The organism is Methylobacterium sp. GC_Met_2 (genome assembly GCF_026540795.1).
GTDB lineage: Bacteria > Pseudomonadota > Alphaproteobacteria > Rhizobiales > Beijerinckiaceae > Methylobacterium.
On record NZ_JALNUM010000136.1, the window covers coordinates 1 to 15,658 of the forward strand.

Below are 15,658 nucleotides of genomic sequence, written 5' to 3' on the forward strand. Positions count from 1 at the left end.
CGACCCGGATTGTTCTGCAGCCGTCGAACGCATCGAACCGCGATCTGTGAATATCGTAGCTCTCTGCGGGGGGGAGGGAGAACGCGCGTTCAGCCTGACCGCCAATTCTACTCAGTCATTGAACGGATAGGCACCCCGCAGGCTCACTCCGCCGCGTCCGCCTGCCGAAACCCCGCGATCCCGATCTGATCGGGATTGATCGCGTGCAGCGCCCGCCGGGCCGCCTCCAGCGGATGCTCGGCCTCGATCCGGACGGAGGTCAGGTCCGGGCTCTTGTAGACGGTGACGATGGTGTCCATCACCTCGGTGAGCGTCGTGCGCTTGTCCTCGGGCGCGGCGATCAGGAGCTGAAGGCCCCAGGCCCGATAGAGATCGACCAGCGCCTGGCTGTTGCGCACGTCGAGCTTCGAGAAGGCCTCGTCGAGCAGGCACAGGCCGAGCCCCGGATTTTCGTCCCCAGGCCGGTCGCCCGGATAGTAGGCGCTGGCCAGCGAGGCCGCGATCGCCACGTAGAACGGTGCCTGCGCCTCGCCGCCCGAGCCGCGCAGCGCCCGGGCCGACATGGTGGTGCGGTTGCCCGCCCGGTCGCGCATGCCGATCTCGTACACGAAGTAGTTGCGGTAATCCGCCAGCCGGGCCGCATCCTCCTCGCCGGCGATGAGCGCGGTGATTTCGGCGAGCGCCGACGCCATCGGGCCCTCGGTGGCGCCGTCGAGCAGCGCCTGCGCGGCCTCGGGAGAGCGTGCGGTCTCGGTGGCGAGCGCGTGGACGGCGGCGTAGCGGCGGTCCACCGCCGCCTCGAACGCGTAGGTCTGGCCGGTGAAGCTGCGGGCCGAGAGCCGCTCGTTCAGCGCCTCCAGCCGGGCATGGACCCGCTCGAACCGGTCGGCGAGGCGCGTCAGCAGATCCTCGGTCATCAGGCGGCGCATCTCGACCTCGGCCCGCTCGGCCTGGGCCCGGTAGCGCCGCAACTCGTGGCCCTCGACGGCGTCGTATTCGCGCCTGACCCAGGCGAACCCGTCGATCGCCGGCGCATCGCCCTGGTTCAGGGGATTCCCGACCCGCCACGCCGCGCAGGCCTCGGCCAGCTCCCGCTCGGCGACCCGCCCGTGGGAGCGGGCCGCCTCGGCGGCCTCCTTGGCGAGCCCGCGCTCGGTGGTGGCCCGGGACCCGGCGGCCTTGGCGTCGAGACCCGCCAGCGCGCCCCGGGCCTCCGCGATCACGCGCAGATCGAACACCTCCGAGCGGGCGAGGCGGACCCGGGCGGCGTCGCCGCCCATGACTTGGCGCAGGGCTGCGCGCCGCGCCGACAGGGCTGCGCGGGCGGCCTCGCGCATGGTCACCAGCCGGGCGCGGAGCGCAGCCTCGTCGGCGAGCAGGCGGTCGAGCTTCGGCTCCAGCTCCTCCGACAGCTCGCGCAGATAGGCGACGCGCTCCGTGGTCAGCGCGGCGATTTCGGCGGCGAGCCCGGCGGTGTCGCGCTTCTCGATCCCCTCGCGCTCGGTCTGGAGGGTGCGCCGCCGGCCGTCGAGACCGTCGAGCTCGGCGCGCAGCGTGTCGATATCGTCGAGGCCTCGAACGACGCGGGCCCGGATCGCCGCAGCGGTGCGGGCGGCCTCGCGCAAGACCGCCGCCTCGCCGCGCAGGCGTCGCGCTTCCACGACCGCGGCCTCATGAACCCGGCGGCTGTCGACGGTCGGCCCACGATGGCCACGCGTCATGAGCAGATCGACACTCCGTGTCACCGAATACGCCATGCCGGCGGTGGTCCGCCCGCTCGGCGCGACGGCCCGGGCGAGGCGGGCGAGTTCGGCGTCATCCTTCGCGAGATCGTAGCCGCCGAGCCGCACCCCCAGGAACGCCTCCGCGTGCGGATCGCGGGTCTCGATCACCGTCAGCGGGCCATCGTCGTAGCGGCGGGCGCGCTGCTTGGCGGTGTCGGTGGTCTTGACCAGGATGCAGCGGTGGAACCGGTCGCGCCCCCCCTGGAGCACGCCCAAAGCCTCGTGGAGCCGGTCGGGTGCCACCACCAGGGCCTCCCGGGCGCGCCCGAGCAGCCCTTCAAGGGCCGGCCCCCAGGTCGGATCGACGATCTCGGCGAGTTCGCAGATCGGCAGGGCGTCGATACCGCGCCGCTCCAGCTCGCCGCGGAACGCCACCGTGTCGGAGGACAGGCGCGCCGCCGGGCCGGCGCCGGTGCGGGGCGCGGTGCGCTCGGCCTCGCTCTCCTGGGCGCGGGCCTTGAGCGCCGCATCCTCGGCGGCCCGCTCCAGGGCTTCGTCGAACTCGGGCAGCCGCGCCAGCCCGTCGATCAGCTCGGCCAGAGGGCCTTCGGGGCGCAGGATCTCTTCCGGCGGCGATTCCCGGCGCAGCCCGGCCCGGGCGCAGGATTCGGCGAGCCGCGCCGCCTGCGGACAGCCCTGGCGCAGGATCGGGGCGACGGGCTGGAGCTTGCCCATCTGGCCAATGAGCGCGACGAGGTCGGCGATCCGGCCCGCCAGCTCCTTCCGGTCGCGCTCCAGCATGGAGAGGCCGAGCGTCGAGGCGGCGAGCCGTCCCTCGGCGGCGCCCGCGGCGGCGAGCGCCTTCTTCTCGGCGATCTCCCCGTCGATGTCGCGCACGAAGCCGCGGCTCGCCGCCACGCGCTCCCGGGCGATGCGCAGGGCCTCGGCCCCCTCGCGCAGGCGCAGCCGGACCGCGACGAGGTCGAGGCTGCGGCGGCGCAATTCGGCGGAGGCCGCCCGCAGCTCATGGCTTGCCGTATCGAGGATGGCCTCGCTCCAGGCCTCGTAGCGGTCGCGCAGGCGCCGCAGGCGCGCGAGCCGGCTCTCCAGCTCGCCGATGGTCTCCAGCAGCCGGCGCCAGTTGGCGACGGACTGGCGGACGCGGTCCACGTCGAGCGGCTCCGGCTCCAGCACGAAGGCGCGCACGAAGGCGCTGGTGTCGAAGATCGGCTTGAACGCCACCGCGTTGGCGAAGCTGCGCAGGAAGTGGCGCGGCTCCGGCGCTGGCGCGCCCTCGCGCAGGGTGGCCAGCACATCGGCCGTGAAGCGCTCGCCGGAGGTCCGGTACTCGGTGAAGCTCGACGCCCGCGCCCGCAGGTCCCCGGCGATCTCGCTCCAGGGGGCCGTGTAGGTGCCGCCGGGGGCGGTGCGGGCGTAATCGGCGATCTCGAACCGGTGCCCGACCGCGATGAAGCGCGACAGCACGGTCTCCTTCGGCTCGACCGCCCGGGCCGCGAGCGCCAGCCCGACCGTGACGATCCGCCCCGAGGCCGGGTTCTCGAACACCAGGGCCAGGACAGTCTCGCAGGATTCCCGGGTCGGGCGGCCGCCCTCCGCGGGGTCGCTGATCCAGCCCAGGCAATAGTCGCGCACCGTGCGCGCGCTGCGGCCGGACGCGGAGGCGTTCAGCGCGAGGCGGCTGGCATTGTTGCCGGCCAGCACCGTGCCGACCGCGTCGAAGATCGTCGACTTGCCGGCCCCGGTCGGCCCGACCAAGGCGGCCGCGCCCCGCAGCCGGATCTGCTCACGGCGGATCAGATACCAGTTCGCGATGGCGATATCGGTGAGGACGTACACGATGTCGGGGCCGGGGCGGAGAACGATCGGTTCAGTTGGCCGGACTCGGCCGCGTATGCAAGCCGGTGACAGAGGCTGCGGCGCCTCAAGTTCTGCGCGAACCGCCAGCTTGCTCCGGCCAACACCCCCGGTATCGTTGCCGAAGGCTAGAGATCTGACAAGAACATGTCCGCGAACATCAAAACAAAACTCAGCAGCCTGTTCCTGTTTCTGCTTATCGCAGCCGGGATACAAGGCGGAATGACGATCGTTCGGATGAAATCCGTCGATCATCAATTGACCGAACTGCTCGACCGGGCGATGCCATCCTTGGATGCGGCGGAAACCCTCAGCGCGCTGACTGTCAAAGCGCGTCTGCTGCAGGTGCGGGTCGCCACGGCGGACACGGAGGCCGAGCGCGATGCGGGCCGCGCAGCGGTGGAAGACATGCTGAAGGATCGGGCCGCGCGGGTCGAGGCCTACAAGGCCCGGATCGTCGCTCCGGACGAGCAGGCGCTCTTCGAGACGCTGATCGCCAAGCTGAAGACCCAGACCTACGATTGGGATCGGTTGCGCGGGATGAGCCTCAGCCAGCGCGAGGCGGCGATGTCCTATTACCGGGGCGCCATGAACGCCCATTACCAGGACGCGTCGAAGGCGGCGCGTGCGCTGGTGGAGCGGCATGTCAGAACCGTCGAGGAGTCCGGCCGAACCGCCCGGGCGAGTCAGGCGCGCGCCGTGTCCTCGACCATCGCCATCCTGGCCGCCACGCTGGTGGTCGCCCTGGGCGCGATGCTCTACGCGCTGCTCGGGGTCTCGCGCCCGATCACCGTGATGACCGACGCCATGCGCCGGCTTGCGAGTGGCGATACGGACTCGGCGGTGCCCTATGCAGGGCGGCGGGACGAGATCGGGGCCATGTCGGCGGCCGTGCAGGTGTTCCGGCAGAACCTGTTCCAGACCCGCGCCCTGGAGGCCGAGACGAACCGGGCGCGCGCGGAGTCCGAGAGTCAGCGCCGCCAAGGAATGCGCGACCTCGCGGAGCGCTTCGAGACCGCCATCGGCGGCATCGTCCGCACGGTCGCGGCCGCGGCGACGCAGCTTCAGGCGACGGCCCAGGCCCTTACCGCGACGGCGACCCGGACGGCCGACCGCTCCGGCGATGCGCGCATCGCCGCCGCGGAGGCCGCCGCCAACGTCAACACCGTGGCGGCGGCGGCCGAGGAACTCGGATCCTCGGTGGACGAGATCGGCCGTCAGGTGGTGGCGTCGGCGGATCTGGCGCAGGTCGCTGCCCGCGAGGCGGCCACGACCACCGGCTTGGTCCAGGAGCTGAGCACCGGCGCCCGGACGATCCGGGAGGTGGTGACGCTGATCGCGGAGATCGCCGGCCAGACCAACCTGCTGGCTCTGAACGCCACCATCGAGGCGGCCCGGGCCGGCGATGCCGGCAAGGGTTTTGCAGTGGTCGCCGCCGAGGTGAAGCAACTCGCCGAACAGACCGCAAAGGCCACCGGCGAGATCAGCCGGCAGATCGGCCAGATGCAGGGTTCGACCGACCACGCCGTCCGCGCCATCGGCGGGATCGCGGGGCGGATCCGCGAGATCGACGCCACTGCGGCGACCATCGCCAGCGCGGTGGCGCAGCAGGGGGCGGCCACGCAGGAGATCGTCCGCAACGTCACCCAGGCGGCGTCCGGGACCGACACCGTCACGGCCAACATCACGGAGGTCGCCGGCGCGGCCGACGAGACCGGCGCGGCGGCCGGGGAGGTACTGAGCGCGGCCTCCGCGATGGCCGAGCAGACCGCCCGGCTCGGGTCCGAGGTCGAGCATTTCCTTGCGACCGTTCGGGCGGCCTGATCGGGTGGCTCAGACCTCCCCGGCCTCCGTCCAAGCTCGCAGGCGCTCCAGCCACGCGTCCGAGGCCAGCACCGCCACGCCCGGCAGGAGCGCGAGCGGCGTCACCCGCTCGACCCGGTCGCGCTCGCCGAGCCGCAGGCCGCCGCGGCGCGCGTAGAGCCGCAGGATGTCGGCGAGCCGACCCTCCTCGGGGGGCTCGTTGCGCGCCACCGTCCGGATTTTTTCCACGATCTCGTCGGTGGTGCATTCGACGATCCCGTCCGTGCCGACGCGGTGGTCGCGCAGGCCCTCCTCGTAGAGCAGCCGCAGGGCGAGCAGCACCAGGGTCTCGTCCTTGCGCAGGCGCTCCGACATGATGTCGTGCCGCGGCGCGTCGGCGGCCGGGCTCAGCGACACCATCTGGTCGCGGTGCGAGACCGTCAGCGCGTAGCCCAGGCAAGCGAAGTAGTCGGTGAAGAACGGCGCGTAGTGCCGGGCGAGCTCGTAGGAGCGTCCGATATTCGGGGTGTCGGCGTAGATCACCTGCCCCTTCAGCAACACCTGCAGGGCCCGGCTCAGCTCCTCGGCATCCGGCGCCCGGGCGCCCGGCGGCGCCGGCTCGTCGCCGTCGATGATGGCGCGGAACCCCTCAAGCACCGGGGCGGCGCTCCAGCAGGAAATCCGGGCAGTCGAGCCAGCCGTTGGCCACGCGCTCGGGCAGGCGGCTGACGGCGTAGCGCTCGCCCAGGCGTGCATCGAACAGCACGTCGATCTCGCGCAGGCGCTGGAACACGATGAAGTCATCGACGTCCTTGATCGCGATCTCGGAGCCGCGCAGCCGGATCGCCTGGCCGAGCCGGGCTTCCACGAAGGCGGTCATGCCCTCGGGCGTCACCGTGGTGCGGCGGTGGAACTCCGCCTTCGCGGCCGCGAACGCATCGATCACGGGATCGTCCTCGATGTCGGGCAGGGGCTCCATGTCGATGGCGAGTTTGCGGGCGCGGGGCGTCTGCAGATGCGCGTGGCCGATCGGCGGGCGCAGCAGCGACACGTCGGCCGGCACGTCGGGGGCGATCTCGGCGCCGCCGATGGCCCGGAGCATGGCGGCGGCGCGGTCGACGCCGCCGGGGTCCGGCCGATCCATGACGTGGAGCGCCGCGGCGATCCGGCGCTCCAGCCGCGCCACCACGGCATCGACCGCGTCGAGGTGGTTGTCGAGCCCCTCGAACACCGACAGGATCTGGGCGAGGTCGGCCCGCACCGCCCGCTGGGCCGCGTCGAGATCGGGGCTGCGGCCCTCGCGGATCAAGCCCTCGGCCAGCGCCCGCACCGTAAGGGCGTCGCGGAGCGCCCGGCCGGCCTCGCGCACCACGCTGGCGCGGAACCGGAACGGGTTGAAGCGGGTGTGCAGCGTCCGGTAGTCGCTGATCAGGTGGCGCTCGACGAAATCCTCGAAGAACAGCCGGAAGGTCTTGGCCCGGTCGGGCTCGCGCAGGATGCGCTCCTCGACCTTGCGCATCCCGGCGGCGAGGCCGCGCACGTGGGCCAGGAAGGCGGCGGACGCCCGGGCGGCGTTCGACAAGGCCTCCGAGCGGCTGCCGGGATCCGACAGGGCGCTCTCCAGCCCGCCCAACACCTCCAGCACGGCACCGCCATACGAGCGGGTCTCGCCCCGTTCGAGCCGGGACAGTTCCTCCAGCAGGAGCCGCGCCTCGGGGTCGAACTCCACCACCGGCACGTAGCGCTCGCGGCGCTCGATCAGCCAGCCGGTATCGAGCAGGCGGCGGTAAAGGGCGGTGCGGCGCTCCGTGGGGTCGGCCGAAATCGGCTCGTCGCCGCTGACCTCCGGATCGCTCCAGCCCGCGGCGAAGTCGCCGATCTCGGCGAGCAATTCGGCCTTGCGCACCGGCTCGGCCCCGAGGACGCGCCGGTGCAGGTGCAGCAGCAGGGCCGCGTTGAAGCCGCGGCTCGGGGCGGCCAGCGGCTTGAACAGCTCGTCGGGCAGCTGCGCGAACAGCATTCTTTTGGGACTCTCGCCGTCGCGCAGCCGCGCCGTTACGCAGCCGTGCCGTTACTTCGCGCCGAGGAGTTCGACGTCGAAGATCAGCGTGGCGTTCGGCGGGATGACGCCGCCGGCGCCCCGAGCGCCGTAGCCGAGTTCCGGCGGGATGATCAGGGTGCGCTTGCCGCCGGTCTTCATGGTGGCGACGCCCTCGTCCCAGCCCTTGATCACCTGGCCGGCGCCGAGGGGGAACGAGAAGGGCTGGTTGCGGTCGCGGGAGGAGTCGAATTTCTTGCCCTGCTTGCCGCCCTCGTCGAGCCAGCCGGTGTACTGGACGGTGACCTGCTGGCCGGCCTTCGGCTCAGGCCCGGTCCCGACGACCTCGTCCTGGTACTTCAGCCCGGAGGGCAGGGTAACGGTCTCGGCAGTTGCAGCTGTGCTCATGGCGATCAACGCGGCTCCGGCGATCAGGGTCAGGCGAGGCATGGTTTCTCCCTGGAGCCGGCGCCATGCGCGCCGGCCGTCGCCGCGCCTTCTAGCGACTCGCAAAGGTTGAGGCCAGGGTTGGGGCTCGCGAGGCGCGGACCGCGTCTTCAGGCTGTCATGCTCACAAACTGCTGGCTGCGGCGCTCTCCTACCCTTTGCGGGGAGGAGCCGGAGGTGGTGCAGAAGGCACCGTCACGCTCCATCCTGAACCACCCCCACTCCTGACCCCTCCCCACAAGGGGGAGGGGAAAAGTACTTTGGTCTCAGAGGCTTCAGCTTTGGAGGGATGGCCTCACCCACCCAACATTCCAGCGAGATAAACCACCAGCCTCCTGGCGACTTCGCCCTTGCCGAGGCGCGGCCAGGTCTCCATCGCGCCGTCCCGGTGGATCAGGTGGACCGTGTTGTCGGACCCGCCCATCACACCGCCCGCCGCCGAGACGTCGTTGGCCACGATCAGGTCGCAGCCCTTGCGGGCGATCTTGGCCCGGGCATGGTCCAGCACCGCGTCGGTCTCCGCCGCGAAGCCGACCACCAGGGGCGGGCGCCCCGTGGACCGGTGCGCGATCGTGGCGAGGATGTCGGGATTCTCGGCGAGCGGCATCGGCGCGTGGCCGGTGCCGTCCTTCTTGATCTTCTTCGTGCCAGCCTCCCGCGCCGGGCGCCAATCCGCCACCGCGGCGGCGAAGATCGCGAGATCGGCCGGCAGCGCCGCCTCGACGGCGTCCAGCATCTGCCGGGCGGTCTCCACCCGAATGACCGCGACGCCCGGCGGATCGGGGATCGCCACCGGCCCTGAGACCAGCGTCACGGAAGCACCGGCCCGCGCGGCAGCTTCCGCGATGGCGTGGCCCTGGCGGCCGGAGGAGCGGTTGGCGATGTAGCGCACCGGGTCGATCGGCTCATGGGTCGGGCCGGAGGTCACCAGCACCCGCCGGCCCGCGAGGGGGCGGGCGAGGCCCACGCCCAGCATCGCCTCCAAAGCATCGGCGATCTCATGGGGCTCGGCCATACGGCCGGGGCCGGTCTCGGCCTCCGCCATCCGGCCGGCATTGGGGCCGACGATATGGACGCCGTCGCACTCCAGGGTCGCGCGGTTGCGGCGGGTCGCCGGATGCGCCCACATCTGCACGTTCATGGCCGGCGCGATCAGGATCGGCAGGGTCGTGGCCAGCAGGATGGTCGTCGCGAGGTCGGCCGCGTGACCGCCCGCCATCCGGGCCATCAGATTGGCGGTGGCGGGCGCCACCACCACGGCATCGGCCTGCCGGGCGAGCTTGATGTGGCCGATCTCGGCCTCGCTGGCGCGGTCGAACAGGTCGGTATGGGCGCGCTCGCCGGCCAAAGCCGCGGCGGCCAGCGGCGTCACGAATTCCTGCGCCCCTTTGGTCAGGACCGGGCAGACGCTGGCGCCCCGCTCGCGCAGGCGCCGGATCAGGTCGAGGGCCTTGTAGGCCGCGATACCCCCGCCGATGACGAGGAGGACGCGACGGTCGGCGAGGGTCTCGTTCATGGCGGAAACCCTCTGCGCGACGTTACCCGCGCGTCAAGCGCCGCTCAGGCCGCCGCGGGGACGGCCGCCGTCTTCAGCCCACCGAACCGGCGCTCCCGGCTCCGGAATTCCGCCATCGCGGCGGCGAGGTCCTCGGGGCCGTAGTCCGGCCACATCCGCTCGGTGAAGTGCAGCTCCGCATAGGCCGCCTCCCAGAGCAGGAAGTCGGACAGGCGCTGCTCGCCCCCGGTCCGGATCAGCAGATCGACCTCGACCGGCGATCCGTGCATCGGGCCCGCCACCAGCGCGCCGAAATCCTCGCGTGTCACCGCCTCCTGCGCCTGGATGTGCTGCGCCGCGGCGATGATCGCGTCGCGGGCGGAATAGTCGACACAGATCCGCAGGTGCAGGCGGCGCCCGGCTTCGGTGGCGGTCTCCGCGGCCATGATCGCCTCCGGGATGCCCGCCGGGAGCCGATCGCGGCGGCCCACGACGCTGAGCCGTGTGCCGGTGCGGGCCAGCCTCTGGGTCTCGTTGCGCAGGTAGGAGCGGAGGAGCCGCATCAGACCGCCGACCTCCTCGGCCGGGCGCTGCCAGTTGTCGGCCGAGAAGGCGTAGAGGGTCAGCGTGCCGATCCCGAGATCCGGACAGGCCTCGGCGGTCCGCCGGATCGCCTCGACGCCGCGGTGATGGCCGGCGAGCCGGGGCAGGCCGCGCTGCGTCGCCCAGCGCCCATTGCCGTCCATGATGATCGCGGCGTGCAGGGCCTTCGGCGCCGCCTCACTTTGCATCGTAAAGTCTCCAGGACAGAGCGTATCGGTGAAGTTTATTGGAGCGACATTAACAGTCTTGGAACAGTGTAATGGTCTCACGCCGGTTTCGTGGCCGGATCGAGGCCGCGGCGGCCCGATTCAGGGCCGGGCTCGGCGGCTTCCGCAGCGTCGCGGACGACCTGTTCCAAGACGCCGAGATAACCGATGAAGCGCTGCCGTCCGTTCGCGGTCAGCCGGCACACCGTCTGCGGGCGGTTCTGCGACAACCCCTTCTGAAGCGTCACGAAGTCGGCCTCGCTCAGAACCGCGAGGTGCCGGCTCAGGTTGCCGTCGGTCAAGCCGCACAGCCGCTTCAGATCGGGGAAGGGGAGCCCCTTGGGGTGGGCCACCAGGGAGGTCAGCACGGAGAGCCGCGCCCGCTCGTGGATGATCCGGTCGAGCCCCTCGTAGGAGAAGCGGCCCACGTCGCGATCAGAGGCCATCATCGTAGGCCCGGGCGCCGTGATGAATGACCGCAGCCAGCCAGATCTGACCGACCAGGAAGGGCAGGCCCATGGCCCAGGGCGAGAGGACGCGCGTCTCCGCCGAGAAGGCCAGCACGCCGAGCCCGGCGAGCAGGTACCACGCGCCCACGCCCTGGACGCCCCGCGGCAGGATGCGCGCGGAGGCAAACAGGCCGAGGCCGACCAGAACCTGCCAGAGGCCGGGCAGCATCCAGACCTCCTGAGGCGCGAACCGGGCGATCACCAGGGCGAGGCAGGCCCCCGCGCCGGCCGCCGGCAGGAAGACCTCGATGGCGTTCCACACCATGGCGTCGGCGAGGCCGGAATGCAGGCGGCGCGTTCGCCGCACCGCCTCGATGCCGATCATCGCGAAGGCGGCCAGAGCGGCTGCGACCCAGAGGCCGAAGAACAGGCCGGCCCGGACCGCCGGGTCGCCGAGCCACAGGGCCTGGCCCGCCGCACAGGCCAGAGCGAGGCCGCCGGTACCGGCGATCGTCGCCGCCCCCACGCCGCGAAACGCCGTATCGCGGGCGATCTGCGAGCGGATCGCCACGATGTCGGCCAAGGCCTTGTCCAGGTCCTGCATCCGCCTCACGCCCCGGGCTGCATCGTTCTTGATCGTGCTTTGCGCCGCAAAGTAACGGCCCTTGCAATCCGTCGCAAGCCAATTCGGCCGGCTCGAAAGCCGGTTTTCCAGACATGAGATCGGCGAAACGAGCCGAAAATAACGCGAAAACTACCTAACGGTTGTATTCCGATGATCTCTCGGGATGAACGGCAGCGCACCGGGAATCGGACGGCCTCCTCCGGGCGCCGGCCGATCGGGCGCGGCGCGGCAAAACTCTCCGGCCGACAGGCTTCCGCGCGGCGGCCGCTCGGCCCATATTGAGCCTATGCCCGCTCCGAAGAAATCGCGCGCCGCGTCCGTGTCGACCACGTCCGCCAAGGCGTCGAAGCCCGAGCTGAAGCCGCTCGATACCTATCTCGCCGCGTTGCTGAACCCGGCGCTCAACCGCAACAGGCCGGCGCCGATCGAGGCGCCGCCCGAGCCGCCCGCCCGCCCGGGCAAGCCCAAGGGGCGCGGCGGCAAGGGCGGGACTCCGCAAGCCGCCACGCGCCGGGCGGAGATCGCCCGCGACGGCTTCGCGGAGGCACCGCAGGCCGGCTACGCGCTGGGCGATGCCGCGGATGTCGACCCGCGCCTGGCGCAAGCCCTCGGACTGACCCCGCCCGAGGACGGACCGGTGCCGGAGGGCGCCGACCTGCCCGATCCCGGCGGCGATTGCGGCGCCTCGGCGACGGTCTCGGCCCTGGAACGGCTGCTCATCGAGGGCAACCCGCTGTTCAAGGACGGCCAGACCTGGGTGCCGCACCGGCCGGAGCGGCCCCAGAAATCCGAGGGCGGCCTCAGATTCACGCTGAAATCCGAGTTCACGCCGGCCGGCGACCAGCCCAGGGCCATCGCCGAACTGGTCTCCGGCGTTCAGGCCCATGAGCGCGATCAGGTGCTGCTCGGCGTCACCGGCTCGGGCAAGACCTTCACGATGGCCAAGATCATCGAGGAGACCCAGCGCCCCGCCCTGATCCTGGCGCCCAACAAGACGCTGGCGGCGCAGCTCTACGGGGAGTTCAAGTCGTTCTTCCCCGATAACGCCGTGGAGTATTTTGTCTCCTATTACGATTACTACCAGCCCGAGGCCTACGTGCCGCGCTCGGACACGTTCATCGAGAAGGAATCCTCGATCAACGAGCAGATCGACCGGATGCGCCACTCCGCGACCCGCGCCCTGCTGGAGCGCGACGACGTGATCATCGTCGCCTCGGTCTCGTGCATCTACGGCATCGGCTCGGTCGAGACCTACACGGCGATGTCGTTCACCGTGTCCCTCGGCGAAAGGATCGAGCAGCGGCAACTCATCGCCGACCTCGTGGCCCTGCAGTACAAGCGGATCCAGTCGGATTTCGCCCGCGGCACCTTCCGGGTGCGGGGCGATTCGATCGAGCTGTGGCCGGCCCACCTGGAGGATCGCGGCTGGCGCATCGGTCTGTTCGGCGACGAGATCGAGAGCATCGTCGAGTTCGACCCGCTGACCGGTAAGACCCTCTCCGAGCTGAAGTTCGTGAAGGTCTACGCGAATTCGCACTACGTCACGCCGCGCCCGACGCTGCAGCAGGCGATCAAGGGCATCAAGAACGAGCTGAACGGCCGGATCGAGGAGCTGACCAAGATGGGCCGGCTCATCGAGGCGCAGCGCATCGACCAGCGCTGCACCTTCGACATCGAGATGATCGAGGCCACCGGCGCCTGCAACGGCATCGAGAATTATTCGCGGTATCTCACCGGCCGTAAGCCCGGCGAGCCGCCGCCGACGCTGTTCGAGTACCTGCCCGACAACGCCCTGGTCTTCACCGACGAGAGCCACGTCACCGTGCCGCAGATCGGCGGCATGTACCGGGGCGACTTCCGCCGCAAGGCGACGCTCGCCGAATACGGCTTCCGGCTGCCCTCCTGTCTCGACAACCGCCCGCTCCGCTTCGAGGAATGGGACGCGATGCGGCCGATGACCGTCCACGTCTCGGCGACACCCGGCAAGTGGGAGATGGAGCAGACCGGGGGCGTCTTCGCCGAGCAGGTGATCCGCCCGACCGGTCTCGTCGACCCGGTGATCGAGATCCGCCCGGCCCGCTCGCAGGTCGATGACCTGCTGGGCGAGGTGCGCGAGGTCGCCCAGGCCGGCTACCGGACGCTGGTCACGACGCTGACCAAGCGCATGGCCGAGGATCTGACAGAGTACCTGCACGAGAACGGCGTGCGGGTGCGCTACATGCACTCCGACATCGACACGCTGGAGCGGATCGAGATCATCCGCGACCTGCGGCTCGGCGCCTTCGACGTGCTGATCGGCATCAACCTGCTGCGCGAGGGCCTCGACATCCCGGAATGCGCCCTGGTGGCGATCCTGGATGCCGACAAGGAAGGCTTCCTCCGCTCGGAGACCTCGCTGATCCAGACCATCGGCCGCGCCGCCCGCAACGCCGACGCCCGCTGCATCCTCTACGCCGACAACATCACCGGCTCGATGGAACGGGCGATGGCCGAGACCGAGCGTCGCCGCGTCAAGCAGCTCGCTTACAACGAAGAGCACGGCATCACCCCGCAAAGCGTGAAGCGCGGCATCGCCGACATCCTGAGCAGCGTGTTCGAGCGCGACCACGTCCAGGTCGATACCGGGCTCGCCAAGGATGCGGTCACGATCGGCCACAACCTCAAGGCCGTGATGGCGGATCTGGAGAAGCGGATGCGCACGGCCGCCGCGGATCTCGACTTCGAGGAGGCGGCTCGGCTGCGCGACGAACTCAAGCGGCTCCAGGCCACCGAGCTCCTGGTCTCGGACGATCCGATGGCCCGGCAGGGGGATGTGGAGCGCGAGGCGGGCAAGTTCGGCCGGAAAGCCCCGCGCGGAGCGGGGGGCAGCCGCATCACCAAGCCCGATCTGGACAATATGGGTCCGGGGACGGACCGGGAATTGCCGGCCAACGCGGTGGCTTGGCAGGAGCGGCCGAAGCCGCGCTCGACGCAAGGCCTCGGCGGACAGAAGCCGAAATACAAGGGCGGCGGCGGGCGCAAGCGGGGCTGATCGAGGGGCGGAAAGCCGCCGTCAGGCGGCCGCGTTGTCCCGGCCGGCATAGCGGTTGGCCACCGCTTCGCCCGCGTCGACGAGGGCTTCGGCGATCCGGAGGGCGAGGGCATTGCAGGCCTCGTCATAGGCATGGGGATCCGCCTGGACGGCCGCCCGCGTAACCGCGCCGACCCGATCGCGGACGATCTCGCGGGCGATGCGCAGGGCATCGGCATACGGCTCATAGGGGCGGGGCATGGTCGCTCCGGCGAAAGTCGGGCTATCGCGGCCCGTGGCGCCAGCAACGGACATCCGTGCGAAACCGTTCCCGCCGGACGGACGCGCCCGGAAGCGATCAGCCCAGGCGGGAGACCCGGATCAGCTTGTCGGGATTGCGCACCACGTAGAGGGCAGCGACCGCGTCGGCGCGCAGCCACAGGGCCGTGGTCTGCACGATGTCGCCCGCCTCGACGGTGACGAAGCCCGGCAATCCATCGATCGTTGCGTAGCGCACGAGCCGGGAGGGGTCCCGACCGAAATCCCGCGCCATGGCAGCGTGGCGAACGAGTACCGCCTCCCGCCCGACGAGAGGCGCCAGCGACGCGGAGACCTTGCCGCCGCCATCGGCCGTGGCGACCACATCCTCAGTCAGGAGCGCCCGGAGTGCGGCCATGTCGCCACTGCGCGACGCGGCGAGGAACGCGGCGGCGATCCTGAAGCCGTCCTCCCGGGCCACCGCGAAGCGCGGCCGCGCCTCCCGGACATGCACGCGGGCGCGGCTGGTCAGCTTCCGGCACACCGCGGCCTCGCGCCCGATCGCCTCGGCTACCTCCGGAAAGCTCATCCCGAACACGTCGTGCAGGAGGAAGGCGGCCCGTTCGAGGGGCGAGAGGCGCTCCAGCGCCATCATGAGCGGCAGGGTGATGTCGTCGAGCGGCTCGCCATCCTCGGGATCGAAGATCGGCTCCGGCAGCCAGGGCCCGATATAGGTCTCCCGCCGGCGGCGGGCCGATGTCAGCTGGTTGAGGCAGAGGCGCGTGACCATGATCCGCAGGAACGCGGCGGGCTCGCGCACCGCGGCGCGGTCGGCGGCCAGCCAGCGCGCATAGGCGTCGTGCACCACGTCCTCGGCATCGGCCGTCGAGCCCAGCATGCGGTAGGCGAGCCGGACCAGGCCGGGCCGGAGATCCGAGAAGCGTACTTCCACCGGATCCGCCGAATTCTGCGACGCCGTCACAGGCCCATCGCCTCACGGCCACGCACGCATTGAAGCGTGACCTGGGCCACACGCCGGCCGAGATGGCGTGCGGTCGCGAGGTCGGCTTCCGGGGGCCCCCGCTCGGGGCCGACATCGGTGTTCGACTGCGCGGCGGCACCGAG

Annotated in this window: 12 protein-coding genes and 1 pseudogene; 2 read left to right on the top strand and 11 right to left on the bottom strand. The window is 71.2% G+C overall.

Annotation, left to right across the window (positions count from 1 at the left end; translation table 11 throughout):
* Positions 1-143: 143 nt before the first annotated feature.
* Complete coding sequence (locus OXS49_RS28930; protein ID WP_267428124.1) at positions 144-3,581, bottom strand: SbcC/MukB-like Walker B domain-containing protein; 3,438 nt, start codon at positions 3,579-3,581, stop codon at positions 144-146.
* Positions 3,582-3,746: 165 nt separating this feature from the next.
* Here OXS49_RS28930 and OXS49_RS28935 point away from each other — a divergent pair, with 165 nt between their 5' ends.
* Entirely contained in the window at positions 3,747-5,423 is a 1,677-nt protein-coding gene (locus OXS49_RS28935; protein WP_267428125.1) for a methyl-accepting chemotaxis protein, read from the top strand.
* Positions 5,424-5,432: 9 nt separating this feature from the next.
* On the opposite strand, the gene OXS49_RS28940 is transcribed toward OXS49_RS28935, so the two are convergent.
* The 7 genes from OXS49_RS28940 to OXS49_RS28970 form a co-directional block, all read right to left on the bottom strand.
* A complete protein-coding gene (locus tag OXS49_RS28940; RefSeq protein ID WP_267428126.1) occupies positions 5,433-6,059 on the bottom strand; it encodes a DUF4194 domain-containing protein in 627 nt (208 codons plus the stop codon).
* Positions 6,052-7,422, bottom strand: coding sequence for a Wadjet anti-phage system protein JetA family protein (locus tag OXS49_RS28945; protein ID WP_267428127.1), 1,371 nt, complete (start codon positions 7,420-7,422; stop codon positions 6,052-6,054). Before OXS49_RS28945 ends, OXS49_RS28940 begins: the two co-directional genes overlap by 8 nt.
* A gap of 51 nt (positions 7,423-7,473) precedes the next feature.
* The gene (locus OXS49_RS28950; RefSeq protein WP_267428128.1) at positions 7,474-7,890 is read right to left on the bottom strand and encodes an FKBP-type peptidyl-prolyl cis-trans isomerase; all 417 of its coding nucleotides are present in this window, start codon (positions 7,888-7,890) and stop codon (positions 7,474-7,476) included.
* A 292-nt stretch (positions 7,891-8,182) separates the two neighbouring features.
* Positions 8,183-9,403: a bifunctional phosphopantothenoylcysteine decarboxylase/phosphopantothenate--cysteine ligase CoaBC gene (gene coaBC, locus OXS49_RS28955; RefSeq protein WP_267428129.1), complete on the bottom strand. Its 1,221-nt coding sequence runs from the start codon at positions 9,401-9,403 to the stop codon at positions 8,183-8,185.
* Between the two features lie 44 nt (positions 9,404-9,447).
* Positions 9,448-10,173 carry a di-trans,poly-cis-decaprenylcistransferase gene (locus tag OXS49_RS28960; protein ID WP_267428130.1) on the bottom strand — a complete coding sequence of 242 codons (726 nt, stop codon included), beginning with the start codon at positions 10,171-10,173 and terminating at the stop codon, positions 9,448-9,450.
* Between the two features lie 77 nt (positions 10,174-10,250).
* Positions 10,251-10,640 carry a transcriptional regulator gene (locus OXS49_RS28965; protein WP_243999130.1) on the bottom strand — a complete coding sequence of 130 codons (390 nt, stop codon included), beginning with the start codon at positions 10,638-10,640 and terminating at the stop codon, positions 10,251-10,253.
* The gene (locus OXS49_RS28970) at positions 10,627-11,244 is read right to left on the bottom strand and encodes a hypothetical protein (protein ID WP_243999128.1); all 618 of its coding nucleotides are present in this window, start codon (positions 11,242-11,244) and stop codon (positions 10,627-10,629) included. Before OXS49_RS28970 ends, OXS49_RS28965 begins: the two co-directional genes overlap by 14 nt.
* Positions 11,245-11,551: 307 nt before the next feature.
* Between OXS49_RS28970 and uvrB the strand changes: the two genes are divergently transcribed.
* On the top strand, positions 11,552-14,296 hold the full coding sequence (uvrB, locus tag OXS49_RS28975) for an excinuclease ABC subunit UvrB (protein ID WP_267428131.1): 2,745 nt from the start codon (positions 11,552-11,554) through the stop codon (positions 14,294-14,296).
* 21 nt (positions 14,297-14,317) lie between these two features.
* Here the strand turns inward: uvrB and OXS49_RS28980 are convergent, their stop codons facing one another.
* From OXS49_RS28980 to OXS49_RS28990, 3 genes and pseudogenes are all read right to left on the bottom strand, one after another.
* On the bottom strand, positions 14,318-14,536 hold the full coding sequence (locus OXS49_RS28980) for a hypothetical protein (RefSeq protein WP_243999124.1): 219 nt from the start codon (positions 14,534-14,536) through the stop codon (positions 14,318-14,320).
* 97 nt (positions 14,537-14,633) lie between these two features.
* Positions 14,634-15,515 carry a sigma-70 family RNA polymerase sigma factor gene (locus OXS49_RS28985; protein WP_267428132.1) on the bottom strand — a complete coding sequence of 294 codons (882 nt, stop codon included), beginning with the start codon at positions 15,513-15,515 and terminating at the stop codon, positions 14,634-14,636.
* Positions 15,512-15,658: pseudogene (locus tag OXS49_RS28990) on the bottom strand (NADPH-dependent FMN reductase); the annotation flags it as partial. The pseudogene OXS49_RS28990 and the gene OXS49_RS28985, both read right to left, overlap by 4 nt.

What these genes read in the sequence shown, in the direction of transcription:
- OXS49_RS28935 (WP_267428125.1), top strand. Translation starts at nt 3,747, where the DNA reads ATGTCCGCGAACATCAAAACAAAACTCAGCAGCCTGTTCCTGTTTCTG.
- OXS49_RS28945 (WP_267428127.1), bottom strand. Translation starts at nt 7,422, where the DNA reads ATGCTGTTCGCGCAGCTGCCCGACGAGCTGTTCAAGCCGCTGGCCGCC.
- OXS49_RS28950 (WP_267428128.1), bottom strand. Translation starts at nt 7,890, where the DNA reads ATGCCTCGCCTGACCCTGATCGCCGGAGCCGCGTTGATCGCCATGAGC.
- coaBC (WP_267428129.1), bottom strand. Translation starts at nt 9,403, where the DNA reads ATGAACGAGACCCTCGCCGACCGTCGCGTCCTCCTCGTCATCGGCGGG.
- OXS49_RS28960 (WP_267428130.1), bottom strand. Translation starts at nt 10,173, where the DNA reads ATGCAAAGTGAGGCGGCGCCGAAGGCCCTGCACGCCGCGATCATCATG.
- OXS49_RS28965 (WP_243999130.1), bottom strand. Translation starts at nt 10,640, where the DNA reads ATGATGGCCTCTGATCGCGACGTGGGCCGCTTCTCCTACGAGGGGCTC.
- OXS49_RS28970 (WP_243999128.1), bottom strand. Translation starts at nt 11,244, where the DNA reads ATGCAGGACCTGGACAAGGCCTTGGCCGACATCGTGGCGATCCGCTCG.
- uvrB (WP_267428131.1), top strand. Translation starts at nt 11,552, where the DNA reads ATGCCCGCTCCGAAGAAATCGCGCGCCGCGTCCGTGTCGACCACGTCC.
- OXS49_RS28980 (WP_243999124.1), bottom strand. Translation starts at nt 14,536, where the DNA reads ATGCCCCGCCCCTATGAGCCGTATGCCGATGCCCTGCGCATCGCCCGC.